Origin of the sequence: Allobosea sp. (genome assembly GCF_017308075.1) — a bacterium.
Lineage (GTDB): Bacteria > Pseudomonadota > Alphaproteobacteria > Rhizobiales > Beijerinckiaceae > Allobosea.
In genome coordinates this window covers 90,617-105,587 of sequence record NZ_JAFKFX010000037.1, presented here as the reverse complement: position 1 = coordinate 105,587, position 14,971 = coordinate 90,617, and the positions used below count along the sequence as shown (strand labels likewise).

The 14,971-nt window shown below is 67.0% G+C and carries 17 protein-coding genes; 2 read left to right on the top strand and 15 right to left on the bottom strand.

Going from position 1 to position 14,971, the window contains the following annotated elements; genetic code table 11:
- Positions 1-303 precede the first annotated feature (303 nt).
- From J0J10_RS19345 to J0J10_RS19300, 10 genes are all read right to left on the bottom strand, one after another.
- Positions 304-2,670, bottom strand: a complete 2,367-nt coding sequence (locus J0J10_RS19345) for a heavy metal translocating P-type ATPase (protein ID WP_291648336.1) — start codon at positions 2,668-2,670, stop codon at positions 304-306.
- 70 nt (positions 2,671-2,740) lie between these two features.
- Positions 2,741-3,007, bottom strand: coding sequence for a heavy-metal-associated domain-containing protein (locus J0J10_RS19340; RefSeq protein ID WP_291648334.1), 267 nt, complete (start codon positions 3,005-3,007; stop codon positions 2,741-2,743).
- Between the two features lie 101 nt (positions 3,008-3,108).
- Positions 3,109-4,113: an ABC transporter ATP-binding protein gene (locus J0J10_RS19335; RefSeq protein WP_291648332.1), complete on the bottom strand. Its 1,005-nt coding sequence runs from the start codon at positions 4,111-4,113 to the stop codon at positions 3,109-3,111.
- Entirely contained in the window at positions 4,110-5,156 is a 1,047-nt protein-coding gene (locus tag J0J10_RS19330) for an ABC transporter ATP-binding protein (protein WP_291648330.1), read from the bottom strand. The genes J0J10_RS19335 and J0J10_RS19330 overlap by 4 nt, the downstream gene beginning before the upstream one ends.
- Positions 5,157-5,158: 2 nt before the next feature.
- Positions 5,159-6,019: an ABC transporter permease gene (locus J0J10_RS19325; RefSeq protein WP_291634585.1), complete on the bottom strand. Its 861-nt coding sequence runs from the start codon at positions 6,017-6,019 to the stop codon at positions 5,159-5,161.
- Positions 6,019-6,960 (bottom strand): ABC transporter permease, encoded by a 942-nt coding sequence (locus tag J0J10_RS19320; RefSeq protein WP_291648328.1) that lies wholly within the window; start codon positions 6,958-6,960, stop codon positions 6,019-6,021. Before J0J10_RS19320 ends, J0J10_RS19325 begins: the two co-directional genes overlap by 1 nt.
- Positions 6,961-7,273: 313 nt before the next feature.
- Positions 7,274-8,809, bottom strand: a complete 1,536-nt coding sequence (locus tag J0J10_RS19315) for an ABC transporter substrate-binding protein (RefSeq protein ID WP_291648326.1) — start codon at positions 8,807-8,809, stop codon at positions 7,274-7,276.
- Positions 8,810-8,867: 58 nt separating this feature from the next.
- Positions 8,868-9,626 carry a creatininase family protein gene (locus tag J0J10_RS19310; protein ID WP_291648325.1) on the bottom strand — a complete coding sequence of 253 codons (759 nt, stop codon included), beginning with the start codon at positions 9,624-9,626 and terminating at the stop codon, positions 8,868-8,870.
- A gap of 17 nt (positions 9,627-9,643) precedes the next feature.
- Positions 9,644-10,792 (bottom strand): mandelate racemase/muconate lactonizing enzyme family protein, encoded by a 1,149-nt coding sequence (locus J0J10_RS19305; RefSeq protein ID WP_291634594.1) that lies wholly within the window; start codon positions 10,790-10,792, stop codon positions 9,644-9,646.
- 303 nt (positions 10,793-11,095) lie between these two features.
- Positions 11,096-11,980 carry a MurR/RpiR family transcriptional regulator gene (locus J0J10_RS19300; protein ID WP_291648323.1) on the bottom strand — a complete coding sequence of 295 codons (885 nt, stop codon included), beginning with the start codon at positions 11,978-11,980 and terminating at the stop codon, positions 11,096-11,098.
- Positions 11,981-12,237: 257 nt separating this feature from the next.
- On the opposite strand from J0J10_RS19300, the gene J0J10_RS19295 reads away from it, so the two are divergent.
- Positions 12,238-12,609: a hypothetical protein gene (locus J0J10_RS19295; RefSeq protein WP_291648321.1), complete on the top strand. Its 372-nt coding sequence runs from the start codon at positions 12,238-12,240 to the stop codon at positions 12,607-12,609.
- A gap of 214 nt (positions 12,610-12,823) precedes the next feature.
- On the opposite strand, the gene J0J10_RS19290 is transcribed toward J0J10_RS19295, so the two are convergent.
- On the bottom strand, positions 12,824-12,949 hold the full coding sequence (locus J0J10_RS19290; protein WP_291634600.1) for a hypothetical protein: 126 nt from the start codon (positions 12,947-12,949) through the stop codon (positions 12,824-12,826).
- A 120-nt stretch (positions 12,950-13,069) separates the two neighbouring features.
- Complete coding sequence (locus J0J10_RS19285) at positions 13,070-13,279, bottom strand: hypothetical protein (protein WP_291648319.1); 210 nt, start codon at positions 13,277-13,279, stop codon at positions 13,070-13,072.
- Positions 13,280-13,450: 171 nt separating this feature from the next.
- Between J0J10_RS19285 and J0J10_RS19280 the strand changes: the two genes are divergently transcribed.
- Positions 13,451-13,630 carry a hypothetical protein gene (locus tag J0J10_RS19280; RefSeq protein ID WP_291648317.1) on the top strand — a complete coding sequence of 60 codons (180 nt, stop codon included), beginning with the start codon at positions 13,451-13,453 and terminating at the stop codon, positions 13,628-13,630.
- Positions 13,631-13,715: 85 nt separating this feature from the next.
- Here J0J10_RS19280 and J0J10_RS19275 read toward each other — a convergent pair whose 3' ends face one another.
- Genes J0J10_RS19275 through J0J10_RS19265 form a run of 3 tightly spaced genes read right to left on the bottom strand, consistent with a single transcriptional unit; the run spans position 13,716 to position 14,843 of the window.
- Positions 13,716-13,919: a CsbD family protein gene (locus J0J10_RS19275; protein WP_291648315.1), complete on the bottom strand. Its 204-nt coding sequence runs from the start codon at positions 13,917-13,919 to the stop codon at positions 13,716-13,718.
- Between the two features lie 55 nt (positions 13,920-13,974).
- Positions 13,975-14,511 carry a hypothetical protein gene (locus tag J0J10_RS19270; protein WP_291648313.1) on the bottom strand — a complete coding sequence of 179 codons (537 nt, stop codon included), beginning with the start codon at positions 14,509-14,511 and terminating at the stop codon, positions 13,975-13,977.
- A gap of 32 nt (positions 14,512-14,543) precedes the next feature.
- Positions 14,544-14,843, bottom strand: a complete 300-nt coding sequence (locus J0J10_RS19265; RefSeq protein WP_291648311.1) for a PepSY domain-containing protein — start codon at positions 14,841-14,843, stop codon at positions 14,544-14,546.
- Positions 14,844-14,971 lie beyond the last annotated feature (128 nt).

Genomic DNA, 14,971 nt, shown 5'->3' with positions numbered 1-14,971 from the left:
GTGGCAAGCCGGACGGTCAACCCCGCAATTAGGCGTAGCAGGCGAAAGGTGAAGCTTTCGGTCCCGGGAGACCGGTTTTCTGGAATAAACCATAGGGCGTCGGGCTCTTGCCGGCCTGCCGGCGCGCACCGAATTTTTTGTTCCGGGTGATGTCCGGGTGGCGCGCGCGAAGGCCGGCGGGACGATGGGGCGGCGCATCCGCTCCATCAGGGCATCCGTCCAGGATGATTGATTCTGCCGAAGCGGAACGCCAGCCGGTCCCGGAAACGCCCCCAGGAACTTGCCGCTCCGGGTGCGCAGGCCTTAGTCGAGCGCCGTGACGCGCAGGCGCAGCGCGTTGCCGATCACGCTGACCGAGGACAATGCCATCGCCGCTGCCGCGATGATCGGCGAGAGCAGGATGCCGAAGAACGGGTAGAGCAGGCCCGCGGCGACGGGGACGCCGGCGGCGTTGTAGACGAAGGCGAAGAACAGGTTCTGTCGGATATTGCTCATCGTCGCGCGGCTGAGCTGAAGCCCGCGCACGATGCCCTGAAGGTCGCCCTTGACCAGGGTGATGCCGGCGCTCTCGATCGCGACGTCGGTTCCGGTGCCCATGGCGACGCCGACATCGGCGGCGGCGAGGGCAGGGGCATCGTTGACGCCGTCGCCGGCCATCGCGACGACCCGTCCCTGGGCCCGCAGCTTGTCGACCACGGCGCTCTTTTCCTCGGGCAGCACCTCGGCCTCGACCTCGTCGATGCCGAGCTGGCGCGCCACGGCCTGCGCCGTCGTGCGGTTGTCGCCGGTCAGCATGACGACGCGAATGCCGGCGTCGCGGAGCGCCCGGATCGCCGCCGGCGTCGTCTTCTTGATCGGATCGGCGATCGCCAAGAGGCCGGCGAGCTTGCCGTCGATGGCGACGAAGATCACCGTGCCGCCTTCGCCGCGCAGGGTCTCGGCATCGGCGGACAACGCGGAAAAGTCGATGCCGAGCTCGCCCATGATCCGGTGGCTGCCGATGACCAGCGCGCGGCCTTCGACGCTGCCGGTCACGCCCTTGCCGACCGGGCTGTCGAAATCCCGGGCTTCGGCGAGGGCGAGGCCGCGCTCCTTGGCGGCTTCGACGATCGCGGTCGCGAGCGGATGCTCGCTGGCGCGCTCGAGCGAGGCGGAAAGGCGCAGCAGCTCGTTCTGGTCGATGCCGCCGGCCGTCCGCATGGCGATCAGCCGGGGCTGGCCCTCGGTCAGCGTGCCGGTCTTGTCGACGACCAGCGTGTCGACTTTCTCGAAGCGTTCGAGCGCCTCGGCGTTCTTGATCAGCACGCCGAGGCCGGCGCCGCGCCCGACACCGACCATGATCGACATCGGCGTCGCCAGGCCGAGCGCGCAGGGACAGGCGATGATCAGCACCGCGACAGCGGCGATGAGGGCGTGGGCGAGGCGCGGTTCCGGGCCGAACATCATCCAGGCGGCGAAGGCCGCGATGGCGATGACGATGACCAGCGGGACGAACCAGCCGGAGACCTGATCGGCCAGGCGCTGGATCGGCGCGCGCGAGCGCTGCGCCTCGGCGACCATTTTGACGATCCGGGCGAGCATGGTGTCGCTGCCGACCTTGCCGGCGCGCATGATGAAGCCGCCGGTGCGGTTGAGCGTGCCGCCGATCAGCGCGGCGCCGACCTCCTTGGTGACCGGCATGGATTCGCCGGTGATCATGGATTCGTCGAGCGAGCTGCGGCCTTCGACGAGCTCGCCATCGACCGGCACGGTCTCGCCCGGGCGCACGCGCAGGCGGTCGCCGACATGGACGGATTCGAGCGGGATATCCTCGTCCTCGCCATCCTCGCGCACGCGACGCGCCGTCTTCGGCACGAGGTCGAGCAAGGCGCGGATCGCGCCGCCGGTCTGCTCGCGGGCCCTGAGTTCCAGCACCTGGCCGAGCAGCACCAGCACGGTGATGACGGCAGCGGCCTCGAAATAGACGGCGACCGAGCCGTCGGTAGCGCGCAATGTCGGCGGGAAGATGCCGGGGGCGATGGTCGCGATCACGCTGTAGATCCAGGCGACACCCGTGCCCATGGCGATCAGCGTGAACATGTTCAGGCTGCGATTGACGAGGGATGCGAAGGCGCGCTCGAAGAAGGGCCAGCCCGCCCAGAGCAGGACCGGCGTCGCCAGGACGAGTTGCAGCCAGTTGGAGTTCTGCGGCGCGATCAGCTGGTGCAGGCCGAGGAGATGGCCGCCCATTTCGAGGACGAAGACCGGCAGGGTCAGGACGAGGCCGATCCAGAAGCGCCGGGTCATGTCGACGAGCTCGTGGCTCGGCCCCTGATCGGCAGTCGGCATCTCCGGCTCGAGCGCCATGCCGCAGATCGGGCAGCTGCCCGGGGCGGGCTGGCGGATCTGCGGATGCATCGGGCAGGTATAGATCGTGCCCTCGGGCGCGGGCGCTGCGGCGGGCTTCGGCGTCGTGCCCTCGGCATAGGCGGCCGGTTTCGCCTGGAACCTGCTGTGGCAGCCCTCGGAGCAGAAGAAGTAGGTCTTGCCGGCGTGGGAGGCGCTGTGCTTCGCCGTGGCGGGATCGACGGTCATGCCGCAGACCGGGTCCTTGACGCTGTCCGGCGCGGGCGCTCCATGGCCGTGATGGTGACCATGCTCGTGATGTTCGTGGTGCTGGTGATCAGCCATCGTGCCGTCTCTCTTTCCCCGCGCCGTGATGCGAAGCCGGCGGGATCTGCCCGCCGGTCTCTCTCTCGGGTCAGCGCGTCAGCTGTGCGCTGGGGGTGTAGCCGGCAGCGGTCACGATCGCGCTCAGCGCTGCGAAATCGGCGCCGCCACGGACGCTGACCAGCTTGGAGGCGGGGTCGGCGTCGACGCTGGTTCCCGGCAGCTTGCTCTCGATGGCGGTCTTGACGGTGCCGGCGCAATGGCCGCAGGTCATGTCCTCGACCCGGAAGCTGACGGCGCCTTCGGCCGGCGCCGCGGCGGTCGCGGCGGCTTGGGAATGTTGCTGGCAGGAGCACATGGTTCGCTGTCCTCGGTTGACGATGACAGCAGCCTGCACCTTCCCACAGTGGTAAGGTCAAGCCCCTCTGCACGTGCCGAGTGCGAAGCGCCGCGGCGGGCTCAGCCCGCCGTGTCGGCGAGTTCCCTCTGCCTGATGCAGGCGACGCTGTGGCCGAGGCCGACCTCCTCGATCTCGGGGATCGCGCTGGCGCAGGCGTCGATCACATGCGGGCAGCGTGTGCGGAAGACGCAGCCCGAAGGCGGGTTGAGCGGGCTCGGGATGTCACCCTTGAGGATGACGCGCTCGCGCTTGATGCTCGGATCGGGCACCGGTGCGGCCGAGAGCAGCACCTTGGTGTAGGGGTGGCGCGGATTGGCGTAGACCTCCTGCGCCGGGCCCTTCTCCATGATCCGGCCGAGATAGAGCACGACGATGTCGTCGCAGAGATACTCGACCACGGAGAGGTCATGGCTGATGAAGACCATGGTCAGGCCGAGTTCGCGCTGCAGCTCCTGGATCAGGTTGAGCACCTGGGCCTGGACCGAGACGTCGAGCGCCGAGACCGGCTCGTCAGCGATGATCAGCTCGGGCTCCACCGCGAGCGCCCTTGCGATGCCGATGCGCTGGCGCTGGCCGCCGGAGAATTCATGCGGGTAGCGCCGTGCGTGCTCGGCGTTGAGACCGACCCGGTCGAGCAGCTCGGCGATCCGCGCCTCACGGGCCTTGCCCTTGGCGAGGCCGTGCGTGTCGATCGCCTCGCCGATGATCTCGCCGACCCGCATGCGCGGGTTGAGGCTGGAATACGGGTCCTGGAAGATGATTTGCAGCCGCCGGCGATAGCCGCGCAGCGCCTTCTCCGGCAGGCCGAACAGGTCGACGCCGTCGAACACGGCTTCGCCGCCGGAGGGCTCGACCAGACGCAATATGCAGCGCCCGACCGTGGTCTTGCCCGAGCCGGATTCGCCGACGATGCCGACGATGCTGCCGCGGCGGACCTCGAAGGAGACGTCGGAAACCGCCCGGACCTCGCCGCCACGGGTCGAGAAGACCTTCTGAAGATTGCGGACGGAGAGCAGCGGCGTCTCCGAAGCGACCGGGGTTGCGGGCGTGCTTGCAGCCGTCACAGCGCGTCGTGCCTCCAGCAGCGGGTGAGATGGGCGGCCGCGACGTCGAGCAGCGGCGGCACGGCCTGCGTGCAGCGTTCTTCGGCCAGTGGGCAGCGCGGCGCATAGGTGCAGCCGGGCGGCAAGGCGAGGGGGCTCGGCACGCTGCCAGGGATGGCGTTGAGCAGGCGGCGCCCCTGGCCGGGAACGCGGTCGCGCCGCGCATCGGGAATGCAGGAGAGCAGGCCGCGCGTATAGGGGTGGCGCTGCCTTGCGAAGACGCCGGCGACCGGGCCCTGCTCGACGACGCGCCCGGCATACATCACCGCGACCTCATGGGCGATCTCGGCGACGACGCCGAGGTTATGGGTGATGAACAGGATGCTCATGCCGATCTCGGCCTGGAGCCGGCGCAGCAGGTCGAGGATCTGCGCCTGGATGGTGACGTCGAGCGCGGTCGTCGGCTCGTCGGCGATCAGCAGGGCCGGATTGCAGGACAGAGCGAGCGCGATCATCACGCGCTGGCGCATGCCGCCGGACATTTCGTGCGGATACTGCGCGAGGCGCCGCTCGGCCGCGGGGATCTCGACCAGTTCGAGCATGCGCTTGGCCCGTGCCCGCGCCTCGCGCCGCGACAAGGGCTCGTGCAGCAGGATCATTTCCATGATCTGGTCGCCGACGGTGAAGAGCGGGTTGAGGCTCGTCATCGGCTCCTGGAAGATCATCGCGATCTCGCTGCCGCGAATGGCGCGCATCCGCTTCAGCGGCAGCTGCGCGAGATCGACGACCTCGCCGCTGCGCAAGCGGTAGAGGATGCGCCCGCCGACGATGCTGCCGGGATGGGCAAGTAGCCGCATGATCGAGAGGCTGGTCACCGACTTGCCGGAGCCGGACTCGCCGACCACGGCGAGCGTCTCGCCGCGACGCAGCGAGAAGCTGACGCCGTCGACTGACTTCACCGCCTGCGATCCGAGCAGGAAGTGGGTCTGGAGATCCTCGACCCTGAGCAGGATGTCGTCCTCGACCGCGCGCGCGGCGACGGCTGTCGTTTCCGTGGTCGCCATGGTCAGAGGTCCTTGCGCAGGCGCGGATCGAGCAGATCGCGCAGGCCGTCGCCGACAAGCTGCAGCGACAAGACGCTGAGCACGATCGCCGCGCCGGGGAAGAGCATCATCCAGTCGGCCTGGCCGATATATTGTCGGCCGCCGGCGATCATCGTGCCCCAGGTCGGGATTTCCGGGCTGACGCCGACGCCGAGGAAGGACAGGCTCGCCTCTGCCAGCATCGCATAGGCGAAGATGAAGGTGGCCTGGACCAGGATCGGCGAGACGAGGTTGCGCAGGACATGGCGGGTCATGATCCGCCAGGTCGGCACGCCGAGCGCCCGCGCCGCCTCGACATAGGGCAGTTCGCGGATGATCAGCGTCGAGGCGCGCACGATGCGGGCGAGGCGCGGCGCGTAGACGATGCCGAGCGCGACGATGACGGTGGCGAGCGAGGGGCCGAGCGCCGCGACCAGCGAGATCGCCAGGAGGATGTCGGGGAACGCCATCATCGCGTCGATGATCCGGGCGATGACGCCGTCGGCCCGGCGGAAGAAGCCGGCAACGAGGCCGAGGGTGATGCCGAGGATCGCGGCGAGCGTGGTCGCCGCCGCGCCGACCAGCAGCGAGAGCTGGCCGGCATAGATGGTGCGGCTGAAGATGTCGCGGCCGAACTCGTCGGTGCCGAAGAACCAGCGTTCGCTCGGCGGCTTCAGCCGGTTGACCACCGAAAGCCGGCTCGGCGAATAGGGCGCGATCAAGGGCGCGAGGATCGCCAGCAGGGCGATGACGGCGATGATGACGAGGCCGATCACCAGCGTCTTGCGCTGCAGGATCAGGCTGGCGAGCCGCGGACGGGCGGCGGGCGAGGAGGGGGCGGCCATCAGTAGCGCACCCTGGGGTCGATCGCGAGATAGAGCATGTCGATCAGGAAATTGATCAGCACATAGAGGGCGGCGATGACGAGGAGCGCGCCCTGGATGACCGGATAGTCGCGGCGCAGCACGGCCGAGACGACGAGATTGCCGATGCCCGGCAGGCTGAACACGGTCTCGGTCACCACCGCGCCGGAGATCAGCAGTGCCGCGGTGAGGCCGATCACGGTCAAGACCGGGATCAGCGCGTTCTTGAGGGCGTGCTTCATCACCACGCCCCATTCGCCCATGCCCTTGGAACGGGCGGTACGGACATAGTCGTCGTTGAGCACGTCGAGCATCGAGGCGCGGGTGAAGCGGGTGATCAGCGCCGAGGAGACGATGCCGAGCGCCAGCGCCGGCAGGACGAGATGGCGCAGCCGCTCGAGGAAGGAGGCGTCGGGGCCGCCATAGCCGGAGGCCGGCATCCAGCCATAACGCACGGCGAAGATCTGGATCAGGATCAGGCCGAGCCAGAAGCTCGGAATGCTCGCGGCGAACATGGCGAAGGTGGTGGCGAGCTGGTCGAAGAGCGAGCCGCGCTTATAGGCCGAGAGGATGCCGACCGGTAGGGCGATGGCGCTTGCGATCAGGATCGAGAACAGGGTGAGGAAGAAGGTCGGCTCGGCCCGCTCGGCGAGCGCGCTCAGCACGGGCATGTTGAGGAAGATCGACTGGCCGAGATCGCCGCGCAGGAGCTGGCCAAGAAACAGCACGTATTGCGTCGGCAGCGACTGATCGAGCCCGAGCCGGCTGCGCAGGGCGCTGATGTCGGCGGCCGTCGCATCGGGGCCGAGCATGACCGCAGCGGGGTCGCCGGGGGCGACGCGGACGATGATGAAGACGATCGTCACGACCGTGAACATCACCGCCAGCATGCCGAGGATGCGCTGCATCACATATCGCGTCATCGCGTGCTGGTTTCCGTTGTGCTTGGTGAGGAGTGATCGCGGGCCGAGCGCCGTGCTGGCAGCCTTGCCCGCGGACGTTCTTGCAAGATCGATCGGGAATTCACCAACCTCATCCTGGGGAGCCGCGAAGCGGCGTCTCGAAGGATGATCCAGATGTCTCGGGAGCCTCCTGGACCATCCTTCGAGACGCCATTTCGGACGAAATGGCTCCTCAGGATGAGGGCTGTGAGTTGCCGAATGGCCTCTTGGCGATGGTCGGGAGCAGCGACCGGCTGCTCCCGAAGCGTGAGACCGTGAGGCTCTGAAAATTCGCTCAGGGCTTGAGCGAGGCGTTCCAGAAATACGGCCAGGGCGAGGCGGTGTAGCCGTTCAGGCGCGGCGACTTGGCGCTGAGGGCGGCGAAATCGCCGACCTTGTAGAACGGCACCTCTTCGAAGATCAGCTTCTGCAGATCGGCGAAGATCGCCTTGCGCTTGTTGACGTCCGACTCGGCGTTGAGGGCGTTCAGCAGCTTGTTCTTGGCCTCGCTCGCCCACCAGCCGGGATAGCTGTCGGGCAGCGGCGCGATCAGGGCCGGCTCGGCCAGGAACGGGCTGTGGGTGATGAAGATGTCCCAGAGGGCCGGCTCGGCGCGGCGCTGCACCAAGGTCGCCCAGTCGACGACCTGGAGGTCGACCTTGAGGCCGGCGGCCTTGAGGTATTCGGCCGCGACCTGCGCCATCTTGTAATGGAACTCGTATTGCCGGCTGGTCAGGATGCGGATCGGCGCGCCGTCATATTTCGCGGTCTTGGCCAGAGCCTTGGCCTTGTCGGCATCGCCCTGGTTGTAGGCCTTGATGCCGGCATCGCTGCGCCAGGCATAGCCTTCCGGGTACATGGCGCCGTCGACCTTGTAGAACTCCGGCTTGCCGAAGGCGGCAGCCAGCATGTCCTCGGCGTTCAGGGCAGCCTGGACAGCCTTGCGCATGCCCAAGTTGGTCATCATGCCCTGCTTGTTGTTCATGATGAACATCGGCCAGCCGAAGCCCTGCATCAGCAACGGCTCGGTCTTGGTCTGGCCCTTCAGCCGGTCGAAGGCCTCGACCGGGATCAGGTCGGCGAAGTCGAACTGGCCGGCGAGCGCGCCCTCGACGCGGGTGTTGGCGTCGGGCACCGGCACGAAGCGGATCTCGTCGAGATACTGCTTGCGGGCGCCGCCGAAGCCGTCGGGCTCACCCTGGCGCTGCTTGTAGCCGTCGAAGCGGACAAGCTGGATGTACTGGTCGGGCTTGCGCTCCTTGAGCTGGTAGGGCCCGGTGCCGATCACGTCCTTGATCGGGTTTTCCATCTTGTCGGCCGGCATGATCACCGCCGCCGAGTTGTTGAAGGCGAGCAGCGCGGTCAGCGGCGCGAACGGGGCCTTCAGCGTGATCTTGACCGAGTTGTCGCCCTCCGCCTCGATCGAGGCGATGTTGCCGGCGACGAGCTTGCCGCGCGAGGCCAGCTCGGTCCAGCGCTTAAGCGAGGCGACGACGTCCTGCGCGGTCATCGCCTTGCCGTTGTGAAAGGTGACGCCCTGGCGCAGCGGGATGGTGTAGACCTTGCCGCCATCGCTGATCTGCGGAAGCGTCTCGGCGAGGAGCGGGGTCAGCGCCCAGTTCTTGTCGAAGGTGTAGAGCGTCTCGTAGAAATGCTGGGTGATCATGCCCAGGAGGTCGCCGGCGGCGACCATCGGGTCGAGCGTGTTGGGCTCGCCGATCGTGGCGACGTTGAGTGCGCCGCCCTTCTGCTGGGCGAGGGCCGGCGCCGTGGCGCCCAATCCCGCGACGGCGAGCGCGGTCGCGCCGATCCGGGCCAATTTCGTCAACATCTCAGCTTCCTCCCTGTGGTTTCTTGTCAGTCGGTGTTGAAATCAGCTGTGCGCCCCGTCAGCGCTGGCGGATGGTCTCCACGACATGGGCCAGCTGCTCGACCACGGCGGCGGTGATCTGCTCGCCCTTCTCGCGCGTCGCCAGCGAGGGGTCGCCGACGACCCCCGTGCCGCCGGACATCTCGTGCATCGAGCGGAACAGCGCGCCGCGGGCCGGCAGGATCATGTCGGCATTGGCCCAGTCATGGGTGCCGACATAGCTCATCCCCGAGACCAGCGCGGTGCGCACGCTCTTGGGCGCGCCGAGCAGCATCAGCGAGGTCTCGAATTCGCAGGCATGGTTGATGCCGGCAAAGCTGCTCTCGCGGATCGCGCCGAGTTCCTTGGCGGCGAGCCGCCACCAGGTCAGGAAGGCGATGCGACAGTCGCGATGCTTCGTGCCGAAGGTCTCGAGCAGCACCTGGCCGATCGCCTGGTTGCCGCCATGACTGTTGAACAGCACGATGTTGCGGAAGCCGTGGCGCGCGACGCTTTCGAGGATATCCCCGACATAGGCCAGGAAGGTCTCGTGGCGGACGCTGAGCGTGCCGGCGAAGTCCATATGGTGCTCGGAGCAGCAGACCTTGACCTGGGGCAGGATCAGAACCTTGTCGCCGAGCTTCGCTTCCAGCGCCTGCAGGAAGTGGTCGCCGATGACCGCGTCGGTCTCGAGCGGCAGATGCGGGCCGTGCTGCTCGATCGCGGCGACGTTCAGGACGATGGGGATGTCGCGATCGAGCGCGGCGACTTCGTTCGTCGTGAGGGTTTCCCAACGCATGGAAATGAGCTCGCTGTTCAGGAAATCGTGCGGCCGCCGACGCGGAAGCGGGCGATGGCGGCCTCGTCGAGGACGATGCCGAGCCCCGGCCCGTCATCGGGAATGCGCACATGCGGCGGCTCGAAGGTGAGCGGCTTGGCGAGCAGATCGTGGCTGCGGATCATCCGGCCGAAAATGTCGCTCGGCCAGACGCAGCTCTTCGCCGCGGCAGCCTGGTGGACATACATCGCTTCGAGAATGCCGAGATCGACCTCCGAGCCGTGCCAGCAATAGACACCGGCGGTCGAGGCGATGTGGTCGAGCGTCTGGAACTTGGCGAGGCCGCAATTGAAGTTGAAGCCGTCGACGGCGCCATGAGCGATGGCGTTGATCGCGTCATGCGCGCGCTGGCCCTGGTAGATATAGGGCAGCGAGACGTGCAGCACGATCGGGATCGAGGAGAAGCGGCGCAGCTCCGCGAAATCCTGCAACATCCAGCGCGGCAGCGGGTCCTCGAGCAGCAGGACGTTGCCGATTTTTTCCAGCTCCCGGATGATCGGGCGCGCATTGCCCGAGTTCTCCCAGCGCTGGTTGGGATCGAAGATCACCTTCATGCCGGGCGCATGCTGCTTGATCTGCGCGCACCAGCCGGCGACGTCGTCCTCGAGGTCGCATTTGAACTTGATGACCTGGTAGCCCTGCTCGAAATAGCGCTTCACCCAGGGGCCGACCTCGTCCTGGGTGCGGTGGCTCGACCAGGCGCTGACATTGACCCGGTCGCGGATGGCGCCGCCGAGCAGCCGGTGCATCGGCACGCCCAGCGTCTTGGCATAGGCGTCCCAGATCGCGCATTCGAAGCCGTCATATTCGCGGCAGAGCGGCAGCGGCAGATCCTGCAGCGGCAAGTCGAAGATCGACTGGCCGATCAGGTTGGCGCAGATCGCCTCGAGGCGGGGCCATTCATGGTCGCGATAGAACTCGCCGATGCCGACGACGCCGTTTTTCAGCGTCATCCTGACGATCAGCTTGGGGAGCTCGTCGAACTGTACGCTCCAGCTCGCCTTGCCGCCGACCGGCAGCATATGCAGCGGCTTGGCGAGGCTCTCCGAATTGATGACGCCGGGATTGGCGGGGACGATGACCTCGTCGAACTGGAAGGACAGGATCGTTCCGTCGGCTGGTTGCATGGCTCGGCTCGTCTTCTGGTCATTGGCGCGTGGCGCGCGACGGGCCGGGAATGTAGCTAGATTACATTTACTGTCAATCTAGCTGGCGCGATTTGCACAGTCGGCCACGTTCTGGCGCCACGTGGCAGGGATAAAACGCCCGCGGGCGCGGACGAGACGTTTCGGTGTTCTCCTGTCTTCTTGATGGATAAATAGCTGATTTTGTGAATTATTCTAGATGATTCCACGCGTCATCAAGCCGCGCCGCATGTCCCGGCGGGCTCTGCTGGTCCGTCAATGTAGCGAAATTACCTTTCGAGGAGATCAGTCGCCGATCGGCTGCCCTTCGGTGCTGCCGTGAAGGGCGATGAGCGTCGCGCGGGCGCGCCAGAGCTTCTTCGAGACGACCTTCATGCGGCGGGCGCCGAGCAGGGTCGCAATGCAGTCGAGCAGGAAGAGCTGCCCGTAGCGGCCGCGATTGGGCATGTAGAAGAACTTCTCTTCGTCGAAGGCCTGTAGCGGCACGAGCACGCTGGCGAGTTCGGCGAGCGGGCTCGGCGGGTGGGTGACGGCAATGACGCCGGCGCCCTGGCCGCGGGCGATCTCGGCGCTGTCGAGCAGCGAGCGCGGCTTGCCGGTCACCGAGAAGATCAGGAGGACGTCGTCGGGCCCGCAGGTCGCGGCCATGACGCGCTGCTGATAGGGGTCGGCCGTCGAGGACGCCGCGACGTCGAGGCGGAATAGCCGGTTCTCCGCCTCGGTCGCAACATTGGCCGAACTGCCGCCGACGCCGAAGCAGAAGACGCGGCGGCCCTTGTCGAGCAGGTCAACGGCCGCCTCGATCGCGTGCGGATCATGTTGGGCGAAGGCCATCGACAGCGCCTGCACGGTCGCGTTGTAGACGTGCTCGGCGACCTCGTTGCCGGTGTCGGCGGGCTGCTGGCGCTCGGCGGCGAGATACATCCGGCCGATCGCGTATTCCTGGGCCAGGCGGATCTTGAAATCGGTGAAGCCGTCGCAGCCCATGCGGCGGGCGAAGCGCACCACCGTGGGTTCGCTGACATGGGCCTGGGTCGCCAGGTCGCGGGTGCTGATGCGGGCTGCGCCGTCGATGTCCGCCAGGATGATCTCGGCGACATTGCGCTCAGCCCGGTTCATCTCGGGGGCTTCGAGCCGCATGCGATCGATCAGGCTGCTCACGTGGCGCATCGTCCCCTTTCCGGCATTCGCAGTTGCGGCGTCGCATATCTCGCGATCGGGACCAAGGGTATCCGTGCGGTCGCCGGCGGTGTTCCACAGCCCGGCATGCAGCGCCGGCGAAACGCCGATTATCGCGAGATGGACGGGCGGGGCAAGGCGGGCGCCACAGGACTGCCGCGAGATGGTCACGAAATCACCCGCGGGAGCTCGGCCTCTGCTCCCATTCGTGCGGTCTTATGGAGGCGATCGACAGGGGAGGAGGTCTCATGCGCACGATCACGATAGCGGCCGTCGCAGCGCTCGCCCTGGCGGGTGTGGCGCAGGCTCAGACCGAGCCGAGCGGAACGCCGCCGGTGCAATCGCCGGTGGCTTCCCCCGACATTGTGCCGGCTGCTTCGGAGATCACGGCCATTCACGTGGTCGAGCTCGACGATCTGCCCGATGAGGCGAGGGCGAGAGTGAACCAGCATGTGGCGACCCGCACGGCCAACGAGGTGCAACAGCTGCAGCAGGCGATCGAGGCTGTGCCGACGGTCAGATCGGCGGTGGAGGCGCAGGGGTTTTCGGCCCGCGACGTGGTGATGGCCGAGATGAGCGACGAGGGGGAATTGACCGTCGTCACCAGGCGCATCGGCTGACAGCGGCGCCTTCGGCTATCGGCTTCCCGGACGGCGTCGCTCCCGGTGAAGGAGCGCTGTCACGCCGTCCGCTTCTTCTTCATTGAAATCGCCGGGGCGGGGGCGGGCGACAGTGTCGCCCTGTGAGCTCAAGCCCTGCCTCCGGCGTCGCTTATCGACAGATCCAGCTTTCAGATGGCAACGTCCGGGCACTGCCATTTGAAAGCGTCCGGTACTAGCTCCAGAACCCATCCTGATGGGCGCGTGGCGAGAACGTTTCCGAGTCGTCCTGCTGGGTCGTCTCGATGTCGTCCTCGTGCTCGGCGTCAAGCGCGCCTTCCGAGTCGTGCCGTTCGAGCATGGTTCTCTCCTTTCATGATCTAGGGGGAGTTTTGCTTCTGGCATACCAAAGATAGGCCTTTTTGCTGCGCTGCACAAGGCTTTGGGCGGGGCGGCGAACTTCCCGAAGGGCAAGGTCGGCTCAGCCATTGCCCCCCGAGGCCCCTTCCGCAACGGTCGCCGACTGGCTCTCCGCAGCGCGATCCAGGCATGCGGCCATGGCCGACGTGCCCCAGGAATGCTTCGAGCACTGCGCCGTTCCGATGGTCAGATTGGGGGTCGATCCCTGCGGCTGCTGCGCTCCGCTGCATCCGCTGAGGGCCAGGGCGAGGATGGCCAGGGTCAGTCGCATTTTGGTCTCCCGGTTCGAAAGCCGACCAGTCGATCACAGAGATTTGGCAGGAGTTTGAAGCTGCACAAACGCCGATGCTGGCGCGCGTTTTGCGCGTAAGAGGTCAGACCGTGCCGATGCCGTCCTATTTTGAAACGCCTTGCTCCATAACAGCGCAATCGGAGACGTCCCATGTCGTCGCGCCCCCTGTCTCTGCGTCTCGCCCGCGTCTTCGAGCGCCTTGACCGGCGCAAACGGGCCGCCCGAAAGGCGGCGGCCGCAAATGCCATCCGGAACCCCGAGCCGCATGACGCCGAGACGTCGGAGGCGAAGGAGGGCGGCAAGAAGCCGGCCCAGGCCGGCGAGAAATAGCCTCTCCCTATGTAGACCGCCCGCCGCCCGATCGGCGGCGGGCGCGGGCTCGGCGCCGACCGCACCGAACCCTGTCGGCTGGCTGTCACCAGCTCTGGCGATCGTACCAGCTATCGACGTCCGCCTTCACGCGGTCCTTCTCGATGCCGTAGCGCTCCTGGATCTTGCCTTCGAGCTGGTCGCGCTTGCCGGCGATGACGTCGAGATCGTCGTCGGTCAGCTTGCCCCATTGCTCCTTGACCTTGCCCTTGAGCTGCTTCCAGTTTCCTTCGACGCGGTTCCAGTCCATCGGATCACTCCTTTCAAGGTGGGAGGGGTGGGAGGCCGCCCAGGCGGCCGAGCGGTCAGATCAACGGGCCACGATACGGCTCGGCCCGGTCGTCGAAACGACTCCAGCCGGTTCTGCGGTAATCGGCGAGGCGTTCGTCGCGGTCGATCGGCGTGGCGCCGTCCATGATCGCCTCTGCGGCGGGCGCCCGGTCGTCGCTGGTGCGGACCGAGACGACCGATCCACCGCGGCGCACCGTTTCGGCATAGTAGTTGGCGTCTTCCTCGCTGGTGCCGGCGCTGGTCAGGGCGCCGACGATGCCGCCCGTTGCGCCGCCGGCTACAGCGCCGGCCGCGGTCGAAGCGAGCCAGCCGGCCGCTACCACCGGCCCGATGCCGGGAATGGCGATCAGGCCGAGGCCCGCCAGCAGGCCGGCGGCTCCCCCGAGCGCGGCGCCGATGCCGGCACCTTCGCCGGCATTGCTGTCATCGGCCTTCTCATGCCGCCCGACGAGGCTGATCTCCGAATTGGAGAAGCCCGCGGCTTCGAGCTGCTCGACGACGATGCGAGCGGATTCATAAGTGTCGTAGGATCGCGTGATGGTTTGGGTCATCTCTGCTTGTCTCCCGAAATCGATGAGTTCGCTCAGTTGCGGGTGATGTTGCCGCGATAGTCGACCGAGACGCTGACCTGCGCGCCCGAATGCGTCGCCGTTCCCTTCCAGACGCCGTTGTCGTCCTTCTTGAGAGCGCTGACATTGGAGTAGCCATTGGCCTCGAGGCGGCTCTTGGCCTGGCCCTCGGTGAAGCTGTTGGCCCCCGGCAGGGGCGCATTGGCGTCGGCCGGCGCCTTCGGGGCCGGCATCGGCGATGTGGTCGAGGTCTGTGCCTGCGCGCCGGTCGCAACCAAGGCGCAGAAAATCGACGTGAGAACCACGTTCCGCATCATTATCTCCTTGTGGAAAAACGGTATTTCGTCCGCTGCCAATAAAACTGGCGGCGGACGTACAAGTTCCCGGAGAAACTTAAAATGCGGCCGGCGCCGTCCGTTCCGCCGGGGTGGTGGGGACTTCC

What these genes read in the sequence shown, in the direction of transcription:
- J0J10_RS19345 (WP_291648336.1), bottom strand. Translation starts at nt 2,670, where the DNA reads ATGGCTGATCACCAGCACCACGAACATCACGAGCATGGTCACCATCAC.
- J0J10_RS19340 (WP_291648334.1), bottom strand. Translation starts at nt 3,007, where the DNA reads ATGTGCTCCTGCCAGCAACATTCCCAAGCCGCCGCGACCGCCGCGGCG.
- J0J10_RS19330 (WP_291648330.1), bottom strand. Translation starts at nt 5,156, where the DNA reads ATGGCGACCACGGAAACGACAGCCGTCGCCGCGCGCGCGGTCGAGGAC.
- J0J10_RS19325 (WP_291634585.1), bottom strand. Translation starts at nt 6,019, where the DNA reads ATGGCCGCCCCCTCCTCGCCCGCCGCCCGTCCGCGGCTCGCCAGCCTG.
- J0J10_RS19320 (WP_291648328.1), bottom strand. Translation starts at nt 6,960, where the DNA reads ATGACGCGATATGTGATGCAGCGCATCCTCGGCATGCTGGCGGTGATG.
- J0J10_RS19315 (WP_291648326.1), bottom strand. Translation starts at nt 8,809, where the DNA reads ATGTTGACGAAATTGGCCCGGATCGGCGCGACCGCGCTCGCCGTCGCG.
- J0J10_RS19310 (WP_291648325.1), bottom strand. Translation starts at nt 9,626, where the DNA reads ATGCGTTGGGAAACCCTCACGACGAACGAAGTCGCCGCGCTCGATCGC.
- J0J10_RS19305 (WP_291634594.1), bottom strand. Translation starts at nt 10,792, where the DNA reads ATGCAACCAGCCGACGGAACGATCCTGTCCTTCCAGTTCGACGAGGTC.
- J0J10_RS19300 (WP_291648323.1), bottom strand. Translation starts at nt 11,980, where the DNA reads ATGCGCCACGTGAGCAGCCTGATCGATCGCATGCGGCTCGAAGCCCCC.
- J0J10_RS19295 (WP_291648321.1), top strand. Translation starts at nt 12,238, where the DNA reads ATGCGCACGATCACGATAGCGGCCGTCGCAGCGCTCGCCCTGGCGGGT.
- J0J10_RS19290 (WP_291634600.1), bottom strand. Translation starts at nt 12,949, where the DNA reads ATGCTCGAACGGCACGACTCGGAAGGCGCGCTTGACGCCGAGCACGAG.
- J0J10_RS19285 (WP_291648319.1), bottom strand. Translation starts at nt 13,279, where the DNA reads ATGCGACTGACCCTGGCCATCCTCGCCCTGGCCCTCAGCGGATGCAGC.
- J0J10_RS19280 (WP_291648317.1), top strand. Translation starts at nt 13,451, where the DNA reads ATGTCGTCGCGCCCCCTGTCTCTGCGTCTCGCCCGCGTCTTCGAGCGC.
- J0J10_RS19275 (WP_291648315.1), bottom strand. Translation starts at nt 13,919, where the DNA reads ATGGACTGGAACCGCGTCGAAGGAAACTGGAAGCAGCTCAAGGGCAAG.
- J0J10_RS19270 (WP_291648313.1), bottom strand. Translation starts at nt 14,511, where the DNA reads ATGACCCAAACCATCACGCGATCCTACGACACTTATGAATCCGCTCGC.
- J0J10_RS19265 (WP_291648311.1), bottom strand. Translation starts at nt 14,843, where the DNA reads ATGCGGAACGTGGTTCTCACGTCGATTTTCTGCGCCTTGGTTGCGACC.